The sequence below is a fragment of the Mycobacterium sp. MFM001 genome (assembly GCF_003402475.1).
In the GTDB taxonomy this organism is placed as follows: Bacteria; Actinomycetota; Actinomycetes; order Mycobacteriales; family Mycobacteriaceae; genus Mycobacterium.
The window spans coordinates 119655-140590 of the sequence record NZ_BFAB01000011.1; the positions used below are offsets into that span (position 1 = coordinate 119655).

The 20936-nt window shown below is 68.1% G+C and carries 13 protein-coding genes and 1 pseudogene; 4 read left to right on the forward strand and 10 right to left on the reverse strand.

The features are described from left to right. Positions 1-13 precede the first annotated feature (13 nt). The 8 genes from MFM001_RS18665 to eccB form a co-directional block, all read right to left on the reverse strand. Complete coding sequence (locus MFM001_RS18665; RefSeq protein WP_116376794.1) at positions 14-1252, reverse strand: PPE family protein; 1239 nt, start codon at positions 1250-1252, stop codon at positions 14-16. A 14-nt stretch (positions 1253-1266) separates the two neighbouring features. Further along, the gene (locus MFM001_RS18670) at positions 1267-1566 is read right to left on the reverse strand and encodes a PE family protein (RefSeq protein WP_116376751.1); all 300 of its coding nucleotides are present in this window, start codon (positions 1564-1566) and stop codon (positions 1267-1269) included. A gap of 362 nt (positions 1567-1928) precedes the next feature. Next, complete coding sequence (locus MFM001_RS18675) at positions 1929-3113, reverse strand: PPE family protein (protein WP_116376752.1); 1185 nt, start codon at positions 3111-3113, stop codon at positions 1929-1931. A 505-nt stretch (positions 3114-3618) separates the two neighbouring features. Continuing rightward, entirely contained in the window at positions 3619-4839 is a 1221-nt protein-coding gene (locus tag MFM001_RS18680) for a PPE family protein (RefSeq protein ID WP_116376753.1), read from the reverse strand. 302 nt (positions 4840-5141) lie between these two features. Next, positions 5142-6353, reverse strand: coding sequence for a PPE family protein (locus MFM001_RS18685; RefSeq protein WP_304481783.1), 1212 nt, complete (start codon positions 6351-6353; stop codon positions 5142-5144). An 11-nt stretch (positions 6354-6364) separates the two neighbouring features. Further along, complete coding sequence (locus MFM001_RS18690; protein ID WP_116376754.1) at positions 6365-6664, reverse strand: PE family protein; 300 nt, start codon at positions 6662-6664, stop codon at positions 6365-6367. A gap of 124 nt (positions 6665-6788) precedes the next feature. Further along, positions 6789-10973 (reverse strand): type VII secretion protein EccCa, encoded by a 4185-nt coding sequence (eccCa, locus tag MFM001_RS18695; RefSeq protein ID WP_116376755.1) that lies wholly within the window; start codon positions 10971-10973, stop codon positions 6789-6791. Then, entirely contained in the window at positions 10970-12490 is a 1521-nt protein-coding gene (gene eccB, locus MFM001_RS18700; protein ID WP_116376756.1) for a type VII secretion protein EccB, read from the reverse strand. Before eccB ends, eccCa begins: the two co-directional genes overlap by 4 nt. Positions 12491-12730: 240 nt before the next feature. On the opposite strand from eccB, the gene malQ reads away from it, so the two are divergent. From malQ to MFM001_RS18715, 3 genes are read left to right on the forward strand one after another with little or no spacing between them, the layout of a single operon-like run. After that, entirely contained in the window at positions 12731-14860 is a 2130-nt protein-coding gene (malQ, locus tag MFM001_RS18705; protein ID WP_116376757.1) for a 4-alpha-glucanotransferase, read from the forward strand. Between the two features lie 11 nt (positions 14861-14871). Continuing rightward, positions 14872-15753 (forward strand): LLM class F420-dependent oxidoreductase, encoded by an 882-nt coding sequence (locus tag MFM001_RS18710; RefSeq protein WP_116376758.1) that lies wholly within the window; start codon positions 14872-14874, stop codon positions 15751-15753. Continuing rightward, positions 15750-16211: a nuclear transport factor 2 family protein gene (locus tag MFM001_RS18715; RefSeq protein WP_116376759.1), complete on the forward strand. Its 462-nt coding sequence runs from the start codon at positions 15750-15752 to the stop codon at positions 16209-16211. Before MFM001_RS18710 ends, MFM001_RS18715 begins: the two co-directional genes overlap by 4 nt. Here MFM001_RS18715 and MFM001_RS18720 read toward each other — a convergent pair. After that, positions 16165-17094: pseudogene (locus tag MFM001_RS18720) on the reverse strand (glycosyltransferase); the annotation flags it as partial. The gene MFM001_RS18715 and the pseudogene MFM001_RS18720 overlap by 47 nt on opposite strands. A gap of 754 nt (positions 17095-17848) precedes the next feature. Between MFM001_RS18720 and MFM001_RS18725 the strand changes: the two are divergent. Next, on the forward strand, positions 17849-19579 hold the full coding sequence (locus MFM001_RS18725; protein ID WP_116376796.1) for a molybdopterin-dependent oxidoreductase: 1731 nt from the start codon (positions 17849-17851) through the stop codon (positions 19577-19579). A gap of 13 nt (positions 19580-19592) precedes the next feature. On the opposite strand, the gene MFM001_RS18730 is transcribed toward MFM001_RS18725, so the two are convergent. Further along, on the reverse strand, positions 19593-20897 hold the full coding sequence (locus MFM001_RS18730) for an NAD(P)/FAD-dependent oxidoreductase (RefSeq protein ID WP_116376761.1): 1305 nt from the start codon (positions 20895-20897) through the stop codon (positions 19593-19595). Between the last annotated feature and the right edge of the window lie 39 nt (positions 20898-20936).

Here is a 20936-nt window from a genome sequence, read left to right on the forward strand (position 1 = left end):
ATTGTTGGCCATCTCAGCCCGCGAATGGTGGGCGGGCCATCACCGTTGGCTTGAACCCGTATCGGGGGCCAGAACCGCCCACGTGTCCAACGCCCGCACCAGCTAGGGGCATCCCGCCCAACAAGTTTCCGGCACCGGCGCCTTCTGGTGCGGCGCTCACGCTGCTGATGGGCAGCGGAGCATGCGGGGCCGTTAACGGGGCTCCGCCAATCCAGGTGGGCGGCACCGACAATCGACCGACTGCGCCCGCGTTGCCCAAGCCGGCCGACACCGCTGCCGGCGCGCCACCGGTTCCGTTTCCCAGCAGACTTCCGAGCCCACCCAGGCCACCGGCTATCCCCTTGGGAGCGCCTCCCGCGGCCGCGGGCGCGGACGCGCCGAGCAAACCCAGCGTCTTCGACGTCTGAATAGCGGCGTTGGCTATCCCGGTGGTGAAGTTCCCCATGCCTTCGCTGTAGTAGAGAACGGAAGCGGGCGCCACAAGGTCGGAGAAGATCGCCGACAGCGATTGGGGAGGAGTGGACGACCCGGTAAGGAGCAACCAGAATTCGCTCCACAGGTCCGGCGTCGTCGAGCTCGAGGACGCGGCCGACGCGGGCGTCGCGAGGCTCTTCAACGTACTGGGTACCGACGATTGCAACTGCGACAGCGTCGACTGCGCACTCGTGGTACTGGAGGTGGCGGCCGCGTGGGCGACCGCGGTCGCTTGCGTGGCCTGTCCGGCGGGATTGGTCGTCTGCACCGGGGCGGCGAACGGCGTCACCTTCGTGGCGGCGGCCGCCTGGCCCGCATACCCATACATCGCGGCGGCATCCTGGGCCCACATCTCGCCGTATTGCGCCTCGAGCTGCGCGATCGCCGGAGTGTTCTGCCCCAGCACGTTGGTGGCGACCAGTTGCGCCGTCTGGGCGCGGTTGACCGCAATCAGCGGCGGTGGTACCGAGGCCGCAAACGCCTGGTCATAGGCGGCCGCGGCCGCCCTCGCCTGAATGGCCGCCTGCTCGGCCTGCGCGGCGGTACTGCTCAGCCACGCCACGTGGGATTGCGCGGCATCCGCCATTGCTCCAGATGCCGGGCCCGACCACTCCTCGCTGGTGAGTTGGGTGACCACCTTGTCGTAGCCGAGGGCCGCCGAATTCAGTTCGGCCGCAAGGCTGTTCCAGGCCGACGCAGCAGCCTGGAACGACGCCGAGCCCGGGCCTGCGTAGATGCGCGCGGAGTTGATCTCCGGCGGTAACGCCCCGAAGTCCAGCACGGCCACCCTCCTCAGCCCGCCGCGATCGCATTGGCGGCCTCGGTGGCCGCATACGATCCGGCGCTGGTGCCCAGAGTGTTGACGAACATCTCGTGAATCGCCGCGGCCTGCGCACTGACCGCCTGGTAGAGCTGAGCGTGAGTGGCGAACTGCGCGGCGGTCAGCGCCGACACCTCATCGGCCGCGGCAGGCACCACGCCCGTCGTCGGGGCAGCGGCGGCGGCATTCTGCGCGGCCACCCCCGAACCGATACCCGTCAAGTTCGCAGCCGCCGCCGACAACGCCTCGGGCTGCGTGGTCACAAACGACATCGGGCGTCCTCCTCAAGAACCGTCTGCCTCAACGACTTCGAAACTCGCTTGGTAAGGGAGGTTAGATGGCAGATGCCGAGTCGTAACCCCGCCGACACTCGCTGTTCAGTTCATGGACAACATTCCTTGACCCCGGCACGACTCGCGCCGCCGAGCCGTCCAGCCGATTCGATGGCCGCTACCTGCACAAAGACCCCTTCGCCGCGCCCCCGGCCAGTTGGCCCAGACGGACAGTGCGGTCCTCCTCGCGGATAAAATCTCGGCGCGGATAAAGCTCGTGTGAGCCGGTTTGGTCCGGCCGCGGAAAGCCTGTCTGCCGCAAAGCGTTCGACGAAGTCGCGATCAACACGTGCCGGTCCTGGTCATCCGGCCGAGGGCGGCCGCGACACGACGCTGTGGCGGAACCCGTATCGGTGGACAAAGCCGCCGGTGGCGCGCCGGCCCGCTCCGGTCAGCGGCATTCCGCGGAGCAGACCCTGGGTACCTGGCGAAGCGCCGGATGCCTGGGCGCCCAGCGCCCCCGGGGCCTCAGACTCCAGCGCCGAGGATGTCGACCCGGCCCAACCCGGTGGCACCGACAGCTTCCCGATCGTGCCCGCTTGGCCCACATTCGCCGAAACTGCTCCGCCACCGCCATGGCCCAGACCCAGACCTGCGAATTGCGGTGTTGGATACCAAGCTCCACCGGCACCGGCCGTTGTTCCCCCGGGGCCAAGTGCCAGCTGCTGTGCGATCGAGATAGCAGAGTTGGGCATGCCCTCGAGGAAATAGGTCCCGCCAAAGATACGAGTGGTCAGCAGGGTCCTGATACTGCTGGAACCCAGGATGGCGTTCAGCTGGTCCCAGAACGACGAGCCTGACGACGAGGACGACGTGGATGTCGAGACTTGTTGCACCGCTTGGGAAATGGTGGAGGCCGAGGCCAGCTGCGGTGTCGTGGAGGCGGTGGTCTGCGCGGAAGAGCCTGCCGAAGTGCCTGCGGCTTTGGCGACCGCTGCCGACTGCCCCGCCAGCCCGGCGGGGTTGGTGTTCTGTGCCGGCGACGTGAACGCGGCCAACCTGGTGGCAGTCGCCGACGCCCCGGCATAGCCGTACATGGCCGCGGCGTCTTGGGCCCACATCTCCATGTAATGCGCCTCGGTGGTCGCGATCGCCGGGGTGTTCTGCCCGAAGAAGTTCGTCGCGATCAACGCCATCAACAGCGCGCGGTTGGCCGCGATCACCGGGGGCGGAACTGTCATCGCAAACGCCGCCTCATACGCCGCCGCTGCGGCCCTCGCCTGGTTAGCGGTCTGCTCGGCCTGCGCGGCAGTGGTACTCAGCCACGACACATAGGGTGCGGACGCCGCGACCATTGCCATCGATGCCGGACCGAGCCATGGCGAATTTGTCAGCTCGGAAATCACCGAGGCATAGCCGGTCGCCGCGGTATTTAACTCCGCCGCTATCCCGTCCCAGGCCCCCGCGGCAGCCAACAACGGTCCCGCTCCGGGACCCGCATACATCCGCCCCGAGTTGATCTCGGGTGGTAGCGCCCCGAAATCCATCGCTACGCTCGTCGACCGGCTGGTTCGCGTTTCGGGATGGTCTCGTCCGCGGCGCAGGAATTTGGGCTGCTCCCATGAGCGCGACCCAGACCTCGTGGCGCTTCGAACCGCGCCGCCCGGGCAGACATTTCCAGTTGCGTCGGCACGAGTGGAGACTCGCTTCCTTGTCAATAGCGTTCGGCATCAACCACATTGGGTGGTCGCTCGCGAATCGCGAGCGGTGTAGTGGATGACATTAAAGGGCCAGGGCCGAACCCATTGGCAACGCGGTGTTTACCCCGACGCCATCCAATGTCACCGGTGGGCTATCAACTGTTCATCCCGGCAGTGCGTTGGCCGCACCCGCGGCGGCCGTCACCTGGGCAAACAAAGCGAGGACCGGCCGCCGTCGGGAATTGACGGATGGGCCGCCGGCCGGCCGAGGCGGATAAAAATCTCGACGCGGATTAAGGCTTATCCGCTGCCGGGAAAAGCACAGACCTGCGCGGCAAACGGGCGCTAGCCGCTATCCGGCCGACGGGGGCCGGGTCAGCACGCTGTAGCGGAAGCCGTAGCGGTGGGTGAACCCGCCGGCGGCCCGCCGCCCGCCCGCCGAAAGCGGCATACCGCGAAGCAGCCCCGACGGTCCGCCATCCTCGGATGCGGCACCCAGGCTGCTCACCGAGGACAACGCGGCCGACTCGTTGGCCTGTGCAGCCCCGGCCGCCCAACTCGACGGCACGGACAACTGCCCGATCGAGCTGGCCTGGCCCACACTTGCCGACACGGATGAGGCGCCGCCGCTACCCAGTCCGCCCAGGCCGGCGAATTGCGGCGTCGGGTACCACGCCCCGCCCGACCCGGCCGTTGCCCCGCCGGGGCCAAACGTCAACTGCTGACTGATCGAGACCAGGAATTGCGAGATCCCGAGCGGGAAGTACCCGAACATGCCAGTGGTCTGCTTCAACAGCGCGGTCCAGTTGCCGGTCGTCAGCGCAGGGCCGGTGCCCAAGGGTGCCGGAAGGAACGACGACAGCGATCCGGTCGTTGTCGCCGAGCCCGTCGTTGTCGAGGTCGACGAAAGTTGTTGCAGCACTTGAGGCACCACGGCAGTAGACGCCAGATGTGAGGTGCCCGACGCGGCGGTCTGCGCCGACGTCCCCGCCGGCGTCGCCGCGGCCTTGGCCACCGCGGCGGCCTGGGCACCGAGACCCGCCGCGTTAGCGGTCGGCTTGGGCGGCGTAAACGGCGTCACCGTCGACGCCGCCGCCGACGCCCCCGCATACCCATACATCGCCGCCGCATCCTGGGCCCACATCTCCATGTAATGCGCCTCAGTAGCCATGATCGCCGGCGTGTTCTGCCCAAAAAAGTTCGTCGCCACCAACGACATCAACAACGCCCGATTCGCCGCAATCACCGGCGGCGGCACCGTCATCGCAAACGCCGCCTCATAGGCAGCGACCGCAGCCCGCGCCTGATTCGCCGTCTGCTCGGCCTGCGCCGCCGTCGCACTGAGCCACGACACATACGGCGCGGCCGCCGCCGCCATCGACATCGACGCCGGACCCACCCACGGACCACTGGTCAACTCTGACAGCACCGAGCTATAGCCGCTCGCCGCCAAAAACAACTCCGCCGCCAACCCATCCCAGGCCCCCGCGGCAGCCAACAACGGCCCCGCCCCCGGACCGGCATACATCCGAGCCGAATTCACCTCCGGCGGCAACGCGCCGAAATCCAGCACTACGTCCTCCTCCGCACGGCGCGGCGGTCATGGGTCTGGTAGCCAAATGCCTGATACATGTCGGCCCACGAAGCGCGGTGCGTAGTCACAGCCGAAATGCGCTTTCTTCCCTCAGTAACCCTCTGCATCAACACTGTTGAGCACGCGTGCTCGTCGCTGAACAGACGCTCTTCGGTGAGATTAATGGGCCGTACCGCAGTTAGCCGCCGACGACGCTAACTATTCATTCCTCGACAACTACTGTTCACCCGCGAATGACAATTGTTCATCCGTTGTTGGGTATGTGGACTCGGGCGCGGTCACTATCCGCCGGCTGGTGAGCGCGGGATCACACTGGGCCGAACCTCGAATCGTGGAGTGGCGCCGCCCACCGCGCCACGGCCGGCCATACTGGTGATCGGCATCATCGGCGGCACGCTCGTTTGGGCCGCCGCTTGCATTGCCGGTGCGGTCCCGGCCGGCAGTGCGGTGGCCGCGGCGGGGCTCACCGCGGGCGCCATCCCGGCCCAGCCGGACGGCACCGACAAGGCGCCGATCGAGGCTGCCCGGCCCATCCCCGCGGTGACCGCGGAACTGCTCCCGCCCAGGCCGGCAAAGCCGGCCGAACCCAGGGCATTCGTGGCCGAACCGAGCCCGCTGCCAAGGGCCATCGTGGTGATCCCCGTGGTGGCGGCCTTCGCGGCGGTATTGGTTCCGCCCATCATGAACATCCGCATGAGCATGCTCATCGGCATCATCGCCATCCTCGCAGGCATGGTCAGCATGCTCAGTGAGGACATCGACGACATACCCGACGTGGACGACGACGACCCGGTCCCCGACGATGCAAGGCTTTCCAGGCCTTGGGGTGACGCAAGTCCTTGCAGCGCTTGGGGTGTCGCGGCAAGCAGTTGCGGGCCTGCCGACATCACCGTCTCGGCGTGCGTGCCGGCGGAGGTGCCCGCGGCCTGGGCCACCGTGGCGGCCTGGGCGGCCAACCCGCTCGGGTCGGTGGTCTGCGGCGGCGCTGTGAACGGGGTCAGTTTCGCGGCAGTCGCCGACGCCCCGGCGTAGCCGTACATGGCCGCGGCGTCCTGCGCCCACATTTCGGCGTAGTGAAACTCGGTCGCGGCGATGGCCGGGGCGTTCTGCCCGAGCACGTTAGTCGCGACCAGGGTGGCCAGCAGGCTGCGATTGGCTGCGATCACCGGCGGGGGAACCGTTGCGGCAAAAGCGGTTTCGTAAGCCGCGGCCGCCGCGCCGGCCTGCGTGGCCGCCTGTTCGGCTTGGCCGGCGGTGACGCTGAGCCAGCCGACGTACGGGGTGGCCGCGGCCGCCATCGACGCCGACGACGGTCCCGACCAGGCCCCGCTGGTCAACCCGGAGATCGCCGAACCATACTGCGCCGCAGCAGAATCCAGCTCGGCGGCCAGTTCCTGCCAAGCCACCGCGGCGGCCAGCATCGGTCCCGATCCCGGACCGGAATACATGCGTGCGGAGTTGATCTCCGGTGGCAGCGCTCCGAAATCCAGCATTGCTCCCCCTCTTAGCCGGCCCCGACCGCGTTGGCAGCCTCGGTGGCCGCATATGACCCGGCGCTGGTGCCCAGGGTGGCGACGAACATGTCGTGAATCGCGGCGGCATGCGCGCTGACCGCCTGATACATCTGCGCATGCGCGGCGAACTGCGCCGCGGTCAGCGCCGAAACCTCATCGGCCGCAGCGGGAACCACTCCGGTTGTCGGAGCCGCCGCAGCGGCGTTCTGGGCGATCATCGTCGAGCCGATCCCCTGCAGGTTGCCCGCCGCGGCCGTCAACGCTTCCGGCTGTGTCGTCACAAACGACATCACGCACTCCCTTCACCACTACCCCGTCAGTCACTGCTTAGCGACGTTAACTAGGTAGCGTGAGCCGGCCACAAGAGCCAGCTGTGCGTCGGCTATGAGCCCTCTGTCAGGGCGGCGCAGCCGCTTAGCGGCGCACGTCGGTGGCCGCGACCTGGACGAACACGCCGGTGTCCTCGGCCATCAGCAGGCCACGGCCACGAGGCAGTGGGCCGCCCTTCATCTTGCCGCGGATGAAGCCCTCGTCGGGGTCGGCGTCCATCACCAGCAGCGGCGCGTTGGCCTGGTGCAGCGCCCGCAGCATCGGGTCGCTGCCCGCCGACGACCAGCCGCCGAAGGTGCGGGTGATGATTACGTGCAGCCCGACGTCGGCTGCCCTGGTCACCCACGGCGCCGCCTTGTGCAGCGGAGAGTCGAAGCCCGGCGGCAACTGCTGCACGTCGTCGATGATCAGGAAGATCTCCGGCCCGCTCCACCACGAGTGGGACAGCAACTCCTCGGCGGACAGTCCCGGCGGCGGCTCGCGGCGCGCCAGCGCGGCGGCCAGCTGGTCCATCATCGCGGCGACCCCGTCGAGGTTGTACGCGAAATTCTCGACGTAGTCGGACCCCAGCGTGGTCAGCAGCTGGCGACGCGGGTCGACCAGCCACACCTGCGCGGACGGCCGCGAGGTGGGTGGCGCGGTGCTGGCGCCGGGCGCGTAGATCCGGCCGATTTCGCGCATGATCGTGGCCAGCGTGGTGGTGCGGCCACACTCGCGACGTCCGGTCACCATCAGGTGCGCGTTGTCGTCGAAGTTGAGGTACACCGGCTGCAGGTCCAATTCCGATACGGCCCAAGCGATTCCGCCCGCGCCGACGCCCTGCCGGCGGTCGGCGGCGGCCAGCGCCTGCAGCTGCTCGAGCTCGAAGCGCGCCGGCAGGCGGCGCACCGGGCGGGTCCGGCCGACCGCCACCTGGCTAACCGCCGCGGCCACGCTGTCGGACTCGAACACCGCGTTGGACGTGGTGCCAAGGGCGGGCCGGGCCACCAGCGTGTGCAGACCGGACTGCGGGTCGCTGTCCAGGCGCACGTAGTTGACCGCGACCATGCCGCGGCCCGGCTTGACCGGGACGTCCTTGGCGAACCGGGAACGCACCAGCTTGGCGTCCTCCACCGCGGCCAGCCGCAGCTCGATCCGGGAGCCGAACCCGCTGCGCACCGGCGGCCGCAGCTCCGATTCCCGGTCGGCGGTGACGATCACGTGCACCCCGAACGACGGCCCCTGGTTGATGATCTGGTTGACCTGCTCGATCAGGACCTCGTTCTCCTCGGCCAGCGCCCGGTAGTTGTCGATCACCAGGTAGACGTCGCCGAAGCCGTCGTCCGGCACCGGCCCGGGCTCGCCGGCGAACTTGCGCCGCCGGAACATCTCCATCGAGGCGATCCCGTGCTCGAGGAAGCTGCGCTTGCGGTCGCGCACCAGCGCCAGCATCTCGGCAACGGTGCGGCGGACGCCGTACGGGTCGGTGGGGCCGACGACCTCGCCGACGTGCGGCAGGCCGGCCACCGTCGTCAGCGCGGTGCTGCTGTAGGCCAGGCAGTAGAACTGCACCTGCTCGGGAGTGTGGGTCAGCGCCGCCGCGCAGATCAGTGTCTGCAGCGCGGTGGTCTTGCCGGAACCGCCGGCGCCCAGCACCAGCACGTTGGCACCCGCGCCGGAGGTGTCCACGGTCCACGGCGGCTGGTCGTGCTTGTACGGGCGGTCGATGATCCCGACCGGGAACACCAGGTTGCGGGCGGTGCCGTAGTTCTGCTGCCAGGGCCGGCCCAGGAAGCGGTTGACCAGGTCGTCGATCGCGACCGGCTCGTCCAGCGGCGGGTGCCACAACCGGTACGGCTCGAACGGGATCTGGCGCAGCCGGTCGATGATCACCGTGCCGACCTTCGGCGTCCGGATCGCCTCTTCTTCCTCGTCGTCGACCTCAGCGACTTCGCCGTCGATGACGTCGACGTCCGGGTCGGCGACTTCGCCGTTCACCGTCTCCGGCAGAGCATCCAGGTCTCCGCCGCCCACGCTGACTTCGAGCGGCGTGAACGCGGTGGTAAAGAGTTGCGGGCGAATGTAATCGACGCTGTGCACCAGCGGCGCCTGGCCGTCCTCGTCGAGCGATACGCCGCGGCGGTAGTCGCGCCACAGGAACTCGGCCTGGAACCGGATGATCTCGTCGCCGCTCTTGCGGAAGTATCCCAAGCCCGCCTGGGCCGGCAGGTTGACCGCGTTCGGCACGCCGGCGGCCTGCGCCGCACCGGCGGTGCGCGCTTTCAGCACCAGCCGGTAACCCATGTTCTCCATGAGCTTTTCGGCCCGGCTCTCGATGGTCTGCGACGCCATCATCAGGTGGATCCAGTAGGCGCGGCCCTGCCGGCCGATCGAGTCGAGGACGTCGACCGCGGTCGGCATGATCCGGAACCATTCGTAGAACTCGTCGATGACGACCACCAGCATCGGCAGCGGCGGCATGTCCTGGCCGCGTGCGCGCAGCCGGGTGCGCATCTCGTTGTATTCCTTGGCGTCGTCGACGCCGGCGTTGTCGCACACCGCCTTGCGCCGGGCGATTTCGCCCCACAGCGCGTCCAGGAAGCGCTCCATCAGCGCCTGGTCTTCTTCGAGGTCGGTGATGATGCGCGACACGTGCGGCACCCCGGCGAACGGCTTGACCGCGGACCCACCCTTGAGGTCGGCGAGCACGAACTGCAGTTCGTCGGGTGGGTGCCCGAGCATCAGCGACTCGAGCACGGTGCGCACCAGCGTCGACTTACCCGAACCCGTCGTCCCGGACATCACGCCGTGCGGGCCGTCGCCGCCCTCGTCGAGCGACTTCATGTCCAAAAACAGCAATTCGCCGTTGTCGGAGCGGTTACCGAACGGCACCCGCAACCGCGACCGCCGCATCGAATCGCCGCGCCCGTTCCACAGCGCGTTGAAGTCGATCGATGCCGGGTCCTCGATTCCGTAGTAGGACAAGATGTCTCGCGCACCGATGTGCGCCACCCGCTGCCCGATCTCCTCGTAGGCCTCGGCGAGCCGCCACTGCGCCATGCGCTGCGAGAACTGTTCGGCCTCGGCTGCGCTCAGCTGATCGGCCAGCGCGAAGAACCACTTGTTGTCGTCGATCACCATCCAGGTGTCGCGGTCACGCGGCAGCGCCTCGATCACCCCGGTCTTGTCGAACGTCAGCACCCGCTCGGGCACGGCGGTCCACAGCGCCGCCCCGGTCAGGTCGAAGAATGTCACGCCGTCGACGCCGCCGGTGCTGACCACGTATTCCCACTGCGGGTCTTCGAGGTCGCAGATGACCACGTGGTGCGGGGTAGGTGTCTCGGCCGACGAACTGGCGTGGCGCGGCGTGAATGATCCACGGCCGGCGAACAATTCGGCTTGGTCGGCGCCGAACTCACGCACCGACCCGTACACCATCCGCGCGTTGCCGGCGGCGTCGCGCCGTCGCGGGTCACCGAAGTGCGGCAGCCACTTGACCCAATCCCATTGCGCCACATCAGAAGTGACGACGATCATCTGGACGTGGTCGGGACCGTGCGAGAACGCCAGCTGGCAGATGATCGCCCGCATCAGGCCCAGCGCCTGCTCGCGCTCGCCCACCAGCGAGTACCACGGCTCGACCAGCAGCGACACCATCTTGGGCAGGTTGTAGACGACGCTCTGATAGCGGCCGAACTCCTGCAGCGCCTTCCCGGTAACCGGCTCCAGCTCGATGTCGGTCGGCATGTTCTGCGGCTCGCCCCAAGTCACCTCGGGCCGCGTCATTCCCACGCCGACGCGCGCGACCCCGAAGTTGAGGTCCTTGCCGTCAGGCTTGCGCTCCCACATCCGGCTCGAACCCACCGCAGCCGACAGGGTCGTCGGCTCCGGGTGGTACCAGCGGTAGTTGGCGTCCATGGAGTCGGCGGACTCCTGGGCGGTTTCCCGCAGCATGTCCAGCATCAGCATGAACTGGGCACGCATCGCGTCCAGTTTGGGCCGGCTCATCTGCTGCTGGCCGCCGAACCGGCCGCCGAACATCATCATTGCGACGCCGCCGATCATGAAGATCGGGAAGATCGCGCCGGCGCCTAGGAACATCCGCGAGCCGCTGGCGACCGTCATACCGACCATGCCGACCAGAAGGCCGACCACCAGCACGCCGACGACGACCAGCCACCACGGCTTGCCTTCGGGAGGCGGAACGCTCAGCGGCGTCGGGAGGACGATGTTCTCCGGCTTGACTACCGGCGCGCGCTCCGGCGTGGGCCGCGCAAAGCCACGTTTCACTTCGGTACCGCCAATTCTGCAGGGTTCATGTCTTTGGGGAGGGTGTCGTGGCGCACCAGCGCGTCGGCCCGCGACAACGCCGGGCCGGGCGCCAACAGCCGCAACGCCACCCACGGCGCCGGGCTCGGTGTCGAGGTCAGGCCGAGCGCGGTGCGGGCGTCGCGGGTGTTGTCAACGCCGAACCGCACACCCGAATCCGACAGCCACCACAGCGATTCCGTCGTGGATGCGCCGGGGTCGTTGCCGGTGACTGCGACGAAGTTCGCGAAGTTGGGGCCGAAGTAGACCCGGTCGGCTTCCCGGCCGGAGTTGTCGGCCTTCACCAGCGACACCACTTTGTTGGACTCGGACTGGGCCACCGGAATGGTGGGACCGGACACCACCTGGGTGCGCGCCCGCTCCTCACCGGCGGTCTTCTCCCACCACCAGCAGGTGGCGGGGTTCTCACGGATGTCGACCACGTCCAGCGGGCCGTCCGGATAGGCGGACAGATCCAGCCCGGTGACCACCGGCATTTTCGCCAGCGCGGGCGGCGCGACCGTCACCAGATGAGCACCCGGGGTGGCGCCGGCGTTCTGCAGGATCTGAGCCACCACCGGGGTGACGGTCTGCACGCCGTCGGTCAGTACCACCGAATATTGTTGCGGCCCACTGATTTGCGGCGTCACGAACACCGTTCCCACCGGGCCGGGGGCGCCGGGGAAATTGGCCGGGCTGCCGGCGTCGGGCACCTTGGGCACCGTCAGCTCGGGGCCGACGGGCAGAGCGTCGTAGAGCGCGCGGCTCATCGGCCGGGCCTGAGTGACCTGCTCGGGGGTGATGCCCAGCGGCAGCAGCACGGCCCGGTTGCCCGCGTCGATGCGCGAGCGGCGGCCTTCCCGGATCACCCAGGTGTCGTTGCCGTAGCGCAGCACCACCGCGTCCGATCCGCTGAGCACCCGCCGGTGATTCGACAGGTCCGGGGTGCCGTCGATCACCGTGACCGTCACCGGCGACGGTGCTCCGACGCCCGCCGTCGAGGTGACCGCGTCGCACACCAGCCACGACGACGACGCCGGCGTGGTCGGCGAGAACGACGACGGTGCGCCGGGGATGCCGACCATGGGCCCGTGGGGTTGCTGGGCGATCTGGCTCGAGCGCACCTTGTGCGGGTTGTCGGCGCGGCCGGCGATCAGCCGAGCCGAGGCCAGGTTCAGCGCCGGGTACAGCGTGTCGCCCACTCGGACGTAGAGCGCGCCGGAATCGCGGTCGGCGATGATCGGCGACTCGTTCAGTTGGCCGGAGGGGTTGATGAATGACCACAGCAAAGCGCCCAGGCAAATCACCGCGGCCGCCGAGACAGACGCCACCACGGCCAGCGTCTGGCGCCGGCCCGGTTCGATCTCCATGCGGACCCGCCAGCGGGTCAACGCCATCGCGGTCCGTCGTGCCAGGAATTGGTAGCCGGTTACCTGGGTGCGGGTCGACAGCCCGAGGCCGTACCCCGAGCCGCGCTGCCCACCTTGTTCAGACGGCACGGCGGATCACGCTCCGAACCGACGGAACGCCTGCAAAGTGCCGGTGGTCACTATTCACATCGATAACCGTAGGGCACCCCCGCCCACCTCGCCACGCGAGAAGCGGCGTCATGACCTGCCCCCGCGGTGGTCTACACCACAGTGTCATCACTTGCCATCTGTCCTGCTGGAATTGCCAAAAGCCTTCACTGGAATGGTAGCGACGCGGAGCAAAGTCGGCTCGTCTTGCAAGATGGCAGCATGACGCCCACTGCGCCGACGTTGACCGAACTCGCCGGGCGGCTGGGGATCGCCACCGACTACGAGGACTGGACCGGTCGGCGGGTGCCCGTCCCGGAAAGCACCGTGGTGGCCGTTCTCGCCGCGTTCGGGGTGGCCGCGAACACCGACGCGGAACGCGCCGCCGCGCTGTCAGCCCTGGACCGTTTGTATTGGTCGCGTCCGCTGCCGGCGACCGTGGTCGGGCGCGCCGGTGCGCAGACCCGGTTCTGGGCGCACGTGACCCACGGCCATCCGGCCGAGGTGTGGGTGCAGTTGGAGGACGGGACGCTGCGCCACGGGGTGCGGCAGGTGGACAACTTCGCCGCGCCGTTCGACCTCGACGGCCGCCTAGTCGGCGAAGCCAGCTTCGTGCTGCCCACCGACCTGCCGCTGGGCTATCACCGTCTGCATCTGCGCTCCGGCGACCAGGAGGCCGACGCCGCGCTGATCGTGACGCCTGACTGGCTGGGATTGCCGGAGCGGCTCGGCGCTCGTCGCACATGGGGTCTGGCCGCCCAGTTATATAGCGTGCGGTCGGGGCGGTCGTGGGGAGTCGGCGACCTGACCGATCTGACCGACCTCGCGGTCTGGTCGGCGTCGCAGCACGGCGCCGGCTACATACTGGTCAACCCCCTGCACGCGGCCACGCCGACCAAGCCGATGGAACCGTCGCCTTATCTGCCGACGTCGCGGCGCTTCGTCAACCCGCTCTACCTTCGGGTCGAGGCGATCCCGGAATTCGCCTACCTACCCAAACGCGGCCGGGTGTGGCGGCTGCGTGACCGTGCCCGCGACCGCGCGGCCACCTCCGACGCGATCGACCGCGACACCGCATGGGCGGCCAAACGCAAGGCGCTGCAACTCGTCTACCGGGTTCCGCGTTCGGCCGGCCGGCAACTGGCCTATGCGGCGTTCTGCGCACGCGAGGGGGTGGCGCTCGACGACTTCGCCACCTGGTGTGCGCTGGCCGAGGAGTTCGGCGGCGACTGGCACCAGTGGCCGGAATCGCTGCAGCACCCGGGCGCGCCCGGCGTCGCCGATTTCGTGGCCGGACACGCCGCGGAGGTGGATTTCCATCGCTGGCTGCAATGGCAACTCGACGAGCAGCTGGGCTCCGCGCAATCGCAGGCGGTGGCCGCCGGGATGTCGCTGGGCATCATGGCCGACCTGGCCGTCGGCGTGCATCCCACCGGCGCGGACGCCTGGGCGCTGCAGGACGCGCTGGCGCTCGGTGTGACGGCAGGCGCGCCGCCGGACGAGTTCAACCAACTCGGCCAGGACTGGTCGCAGCCGCCGTGGCGGCCGGATCGGCTCGAGGAGCAGGAGTACCAGCCGTTCCGGGCGTTGATCCGCACCGTGCTGCGGCACGCCGGCGGGGTGCGCATCGACCACATCATCGGGCTGTTCCGGCTGTGGTGGATCCCCGCCGGTTCACCGCCCACGCACGGCACCTATGTGCGCTACGACCACGAGGCGATGGTCGGCATCGTCGCGCTGGAAGCCCATCGCGCCGGGGCGGTGGTCGTCGGTGAAGACCTCGGCACGGTCGAGCCGTGGGTGCGCGACTATCTGCGGGCCCGTGGCGTGCTCGGCACCTCGATTCTGTGGTTCGAGCTCGACCGCGACGGTGACGGCGGTCCGCTGCCGGCCGAGCGCTGGCGCGAGTACTGCCTGTCGTCGGTCACCACGCACGACCTGCCGCCCACCGCGGGGTATTTGGCCGGCGAGCATGTGCGGCTTCGGGATTCGCTGGGGCTGTTGACCCGTCCGGTCGACGACGAACTCGCCGATGCACAGGCCGATCGGGAGGCGTGGCTGGCCGAGCTGCGCCGGGTCGGGCTGCTGGGCCGGCACGCCGACCTCGACGAGACCGTGGTGGCCTTGCACGAGTACCTGGGCCGAACACCGTCGCGGCTGCTGGGCCTGGCGCTGACCGACGCGGTCGGCGACCACCGCACCCAGAACCAGCCCGGCACCACCGACGAGTACCCCAACTGGCGGGTTCCGCTGTCCGGCCCGGACGGACGGCCGGTGCTGCTCGAGGACGTCTTCACCGACCCGCGGGCCGCCAGGCTGGCCGAGGCGATGCGCGCCCAGACGGCCCGTTAACCTCACGGGCAATGAAAGTCGCGGTGGTCGCCCCGGTCGGCGCCGGTGTCACGGCGGACCCCGCCTGGATGGCGGCGTTCGCGCGGCATCTGGAAACGTGCGGCTTCGAGTCGATCGTGGTCGTCGAGCACACCGTGCTGGCAACCCGCTACGACAGCGTCTACCCGTATGACAGCTCGGGCCGGGTGGAATTGCCGGCCGACTGCCCGGTTCCCGATCCGCTTGACCTGCTGGCGTTTTTGGCCGGCCACACCGAGCGACTCGGCCTGGCGACCGGGGTTCTGGTGCTGCCTAATCACCATCCGGTCGTGCTGGCCAAGCGGGCGGCCACCGTCGACGCGCTGTCGGGCGGGCGGCTTCGGCTGTGCGTCGGTGTCGGCTGGCTGCGCGAGGAAATCGAAGCCTGCGGAACAGCATTCGACAGCCGGGGCCGACGAGCCGACGAGCAGTTGGCGGTGCTGCGGGCGCTGTGGGACGACCAACCCCACGGGGTCAGTCATCACGGCGAGTTCTTCGGTTTCGACGACGTCACCTGCTACCCGAAACCCGTTGCAGGCGCTGGCATCCCAGTGCACATCGGCGGGCACAGCAGAGCGGCGGCACGACGGGCCGGGCATTTCGGCGACGGTTTCCAGCCGTTGGGGGTCGCCGGTGCTGAGCTCGGCTCGCTGCTGTCGCTGATGCGCGACGAGGCCTCGGCCGCGGGCCGCGACCCGGACCGCCTCGAGGTGTCGCTGGGCCACTCGGTCAGCAAGATCGACGCCGACCGCGCGGGCCGGCTGACCGAGCAGGGTGCTCACCGGATCGTGTTGGCCATGCCGCCGATCACCGACATCGAGCAGGCCAAGGACGCGTTGTCGGCCTGCGCGCAACGTCTGTCGCTGGCGACGTGACGCTCGACTACGCCGACCGAGCGGCTGTTTCCGAGCTGGTGCACCGGTACGCCGCCGGCGTCGACGACCGCCAATTCGACTCCGTGGCAGCACTTTTCACCGATACCGCCGAGCTCGCGGTGCCCGACCCGCCGGGCTCGCTGGAACCGGTCCACCATCACCGCGACCCGGGCGCCATCCGTGCGGCGATCGCCGCCGTCGCCGCCACCGCGCGCACCGAGCACGCGATCGTGGGAGAGGTCTACGACGACGGCGCAGCGCCCGGTACGGCACGCGGTCGCATTACCTGCGTTGCGCATCACTGGATTCAGCGAGCAGACGAGATCACCGACGTCGTCTGGCACCTACGTTATGACGACGAGTACCTGCGGACCGACGACGGCTGGCGGATCAGCCGGCGCGCGCTGACGATCAACGCGATCGAGACCCGGCCGGTGCGCCGGTTGCGGCCGCCCTAGCCGTGTCTTCCAGGAGATCGGCGGCCAGGGCGACGCTTTCGGCAGGTGTCGTCAGCCGGGCGGCGACCTCGCGGGCACGAGCGACGCATTGCGGCGAGAGGAGGGACCGCAGATCCGCCACCAGCGATTCCAGGGTGGTGTCCGAAAACTGGCGGCCCGAGCCGACTTTCAGCCGGGTAACGACGTCTGCCCAGATCGGCTGATCGAGCCAGCGCCACAGGATCAACGTCGGGACTCCGGCCCGCATCCCTGCGGCCGTGGTGCCGGCGCCGCCATGGTGCACCACGGCCCGGCACGCGGGCAGGACGGCCGCGTGGTTCACAGTGTCGGCAACCTTGACGTGGTCGAACTGCGGAATGTCGGCGAATTCGCTTGCACCAGAACAGATCAGCGCTCGCTCGCCCAATTGCGCGCATGCCTCGCCGATCACGGCGACCGTGTCGGCGGCGGAGGCCAGCCGCACGCTGCTGCCGAAGCCGAAGTAGATGGGTGGTGTCCCCGCGGCGATCCACGACAAGACCTCGTCGTCGGCATCCGTCGGCAACTCCAGCGTCAGCGCGCCGACGAAGGGCCGTCGGCCACCGCTTTTCAGCCATTCGGCGGCCAGGCCGGGAAAGCACAGCTCGTCGTAGGCCTGGATCTCCAGCGATGCGCCTTCGACCAACTGCCCTGCCGGCAAACCCAGTGCTTGGCGTTGAGCCTCGTCCGCGTGTGCCGTCGCGCTCTCGAAAAGCAACCCGGGCGCCAACACCGACGCCGGGAAGAAGTGCAGCGCGGCCAGCGGAATGCCGTAGTGCTGCGCGACGTTGGCGGCCAGCTCCTGCTCACTTGTGCCCGTCAGCAGCAGGTCGGCGCCCTTCGCCAGCCGCGTCAACGTCGCACCCGACTCCGTCAAGGCCCGGCTGACGTGGTCCAGCAGTTCGCTCATCATGCTGAGCGGATCGGCGGCGTGGCGAGCCTGCGGGTTCGGCCCGTAGGCGAGGCCGGCAAGTCCCGCCGACTCGACGATGCCGAGCATGTGCGGCGGGGCAGCGATACACACGTCGTGCCCGCGGCGCAGCAGTTCCCGCCCCACCGCAGCGAAAGGCTCGACATCGCCGCGACTTCCATAGCTCGCCAGCGCAAATTTCATCCGCAGAAACGTTAGTGCCGGGACGGCTGCGCTGCCGGGTTCGCGATGCGCGAGCGTGACGCCGTTCGTACCCGAGGGTCGGGTGTGATGAATCTCACTCTGGCCGCCGATCCTTGGATGGGCTGGTGCACACCGCCACCATGTACTAAATGCGCAGCGCCAGAAGGGTTTCCGCGGTGACAAGGAACATACTCCGCAATTGCGTTAATTAATCGCTATTTTTGCCGCAAGCTCGGAGCAAATAGATATTTGCTCCCGCAGATGCGCACGGAATCACACCGGGGTTGTGAAGCGCGCGCCGGAACCTCGCGATGACCAGCCAATTCACGGCCAGTGTTTCCTTTATGTTTACCGCGGTAACAATGGCGCTTCGTGTAAGTTCGGCCGCGTGACGACCACGGACGCTAATGGCCCCGAGGGGCGCATCGATTTGGCCGAGACCGACGTCGTACCTACAGACTCCACCCACCATGTCGACTATCCCGCCGATGTCGTCGACGTGGAAATGGAGCTGGAGCAGGGCTACCGCACCGAAGTGCACAAGGCCCATGACGTCGTCGATGTGGAGAACTACGGCGGCGGATTCGACCTCACCAGACGGGCCACCGCCCCGAAACTGCGGGTGGGCCGCGACAAGTGGTTCAATCTGCTCTGGCTGATTCCAATCGGCTTCGCGCTACTGGTCGCCGGGGTAGCGATCGGCAAGGGCCTCTACCACACGCCCGCCGTACGCGACTTCGTCGAGCGATACCCCGGTTCGGACCCGACCGGCGTCATCCCCGGCATGCCGGCCTGGATCGGCTGGACCCACTTCTTCAACCTGTTCATGATGATGTTCATCATCCGGACGGGCATCCAGATCCTCTGCGACCACCCGCGGTTGTACTTCAGCCGCAACTCCACCCCGGGCAAGGACGAGTGGCTGCGGGTCGGCCCGCCGGTCCCCGACGACGAGTACTGGACCGCCAACGCCGACACCGTCGCGCTGCCTCCGCAATTCGGGCTGCCCGGGTTCCGGCACTCCATCGGGCTGGCCCGGTGGTGGCATCTCGGCGTTGACGTCCTGTGGCTGCTCAACGGTGCGGTGTTCTACGTGCTGCTGTTCACCACCGGGCAGTGGCGGCACATCGTGCCTACCAGCTGGGACGTCTTCCCCAACGCCGCGTCGGTGGCCATCCAGTACCTGTCGCTGCACTGGCCGACCGACAACGGGTGGGAGGCCTACAACGGCATGCAGTTGCTGGCGTACTTCACCACCGTCTTCATCGCCGCGCCGGCGGCGCTGATCACCGGGCTCGGCATGTCGCCGGCGCTCTCGCAGCGCCTCACCGTCATCAGCAAGCGGCTGAACATTCAGATCGCCCGCTCGCTGCACTTCCTGGTGCTGGTCTACTTCCTGTTCTTCATCCTCGTGCACGTCACGCTGGTGTTCGCCACCGACGCGCTGCGCAACCTCAACCACATGTTCGCCGCCCGCGACGACAACGGCTGGGCCGGTTTCCTGGTGTTCACCGTGGCGATGCTGGTGACGGCGGTCGCCTGGGTGTGGGCCACCCCGTTCACCATTCGGCACCCGCGCGTGGTGCAGCGGGTTGGGTACGCGTTGATCGGTCCGTTCCAGCGGCTGCTGGAAAACCTCAACCCGAAGCCCGGCGCGTTCACCGAGGAAGACATCTCGCCGCATCACTGGCGTAACGGCCGGTTGCCGGAGACCGTCGAGTACAAGGAGTTGGAGAAGAACGACTTCGCCGACTGGCGGCTGCGGGTTTACGGGCTCGTCGAGAACCCGATGGAGTTCTCGCTGGAGGATTTGAAGGCGCTGCCCTACCACGACCAGATCACCCAGCACTTCTGCATCCAGGCCTGGTCGGGTGTCGCCAAATGGGGTGGCGTGCAGATGAAGACGCTGATGGAGATCGTCAAGCCGCTGCCCGAGGCCAAGTGGGTGGTGTTCTACTCGATGGGCCTGGGCGCCACCGGTGGGATCTACTACAACGCGCACCCCATCGACCAGATGTGGCACCACATGTCGATGCTGGCCTACAACATGAACGACCAGCCGCTGCCCTACATGCACGGCAAGCCGCTGCGGCTGCGCAACGAGCTGCAGCACGGCTTCAAGCAGGTGAAGTGGATCAAGGGCATCGAGTTCGTCGAGCACTACTCCGAAATCGGTAGCGGCTACGGCGGTTACAGCGAAGACCACAAGTACTTCGGGCGCCACCAGACGCTGTAAAGCGCGAGCAGCGTCAGTCGGTCTTGGGCAGCGGAATCCCTTCGCTGGTGGAGAATTCGGCGTCGCTTTGCGTCGACAGCCCCATCGAAACCAGCGTGCGCGCAAAGAACATGTCGGTCACGTAGGCCAGCGACACCGCCCACCGGTTGACGAATCGCGGTATGGCATAGAGGTGATACGACCGGGTGACCAACTTCGCCGGGTATCCCGACAGGTGCACGCCCAGCGGATTGGCGACAGCGGAGCGCGGCCCGAGATCGACGACCAGGCCCATGTTTTTGTGCTTGTACTGCTTCGGCTTGCCGTGCCCGAGGCTGGCGGCGACGTTGTTGGCCAGCACCTTGCCCTGACGGATCGCGTGCTGGGCGGTCGGCGGGGTGATCTTCCCGGGCTGGGTCACGTCGGGAACCGCGGCCGCGTCACCGGCGGCGAACACGTCCGGATGGCCGGGGACTGATAGGTCGGTCTGCACCGTCAAGCGGCCCTTTTCCGTTGGCAGGCCTAGTGTCTCGATCAGCGGCGCAGCCGTTACCCCGGTCACCCAGGCGACGGTGCGGGTGTTGACCCGCGAACCGTCGCTGAGCACCACATAGTCGGGATGTACTTCTCGCAGCGTCACGCCCAGCCGGACGTCGACACCGCGGCGCCGCAGCACGCGCATTGCCTTGTCCCCCAGCTTTTCTCCGACTTCGGGCATCACCTGTTCGGCCAGGTCCAGCAGCAGAAACTTCACGTCGCCGGGGCCGAAATCCATGTGCTTGGCGGCGGCGTCGGCCAGTGCGCGCAGCTGGGCGGTGAGTTCTGTTCCGGAGTACGACGCTCCGACGACGACGATTGTGCGACGCGCCTGTGCGCTTTCCGGGTCGGACTCCAGACAGGACAGCTCGAGTTGCTCGAGGACGTGGTCGCGGAGGTACAACGCTTCCGCGATTGACTTCAAACCCCTTGCGTAAGTGGATAATCCGGGGATGTCGAATAGCCGGGTGACCGATCCCGGGGTGAGCACCAGCCGATCCCAGGACAGCTCGCTGGCGCGCTGCTCGAGGTCGGTGAAGGTGAGGGTGTGCCGGTCCAGGTCGACACTTTCGACGCGCCCCCGCACCTTGCACACACCGTGGAGCGTGCCCGCCAACGGGATCGTGACGAACCGCGCGTCGACCACGCCGCCCGCCACGTCGGGCAGCAATGGCGTGTAGAGCATGTAGTCGACGGGCGAAATGATGGTGATGTCGACATTGCGTTTGCCCAGTTTGCGGGCTAGTCGGCGTGCGCACTCGAAACCGGTGAAGCCACTACCCACGATCGCGACGGACGTCATTGTCCCCACAGTAGCGACCCCGTCGGGTCGCGGGCTGAC

Excerpts from the sequence above, each read along its gene's own strand:
- MFM001_RS18670 (WP_116376751.1), bottom strand. The coding sequence starts at position 1,566 with ATGTCGTTTGTGACCACGCAGCCCGAGGCGTTGTCGGCGGCGGCTGCG.
- MFM001_RS18675 (WP_116376752.1), bottom strand. The coding sequence starts at position 3,113 with ATGGATTTCGGGGCGCTACCACCCGAGATCAACTCGGGGCGGATGTAT.
- MFM001_RS18685 (WP_304481783.1), bottom strand. The coding sequence starts at position 6,353 with ATGCTGGATTTCGGAGCGCTGCCACCGGAGATCAACTCCGCACGCATG.
- MFM001_RS18690 (WP_116376754.1), bottom strand. The coding sequence starts at position 6,664 with ATGTCGTTTGTGACGACACAGCCGGAAGCGTTGACGGCCGCGGCGGGC.
- malQ (WP_116376757.1), top strand. The coding sequence starts at position 12,731 with ATGACGCCCACTGCGCCGACGTTGACCGAACTCGCCGGGCGGCTGGGG.
- MFM001_RS18710 (WP_116376758.1), top strand. The coding sequence starts at position 14,872 with ATGAAAGTCGCGGTGGTCGCCCCGGTCGGCGCCGGTGTCACGGCGGAC.
- MFM001_RS18725 (WP_116376796.1), top strand. The coding sequence starts at position 17,849 with ATGGAGCTGGAGCAGGGCTACCGCACCGAAGTGCACAAGGCCCATGAC.
- MFM001_RS18730 (WP_116376761.1), bottom strand. The coding sequence starts at position 20,897 with ATGACGTCCGTCGCGATCGTGGGTAGTGGCTTCACCGGTTTCGAGTGC.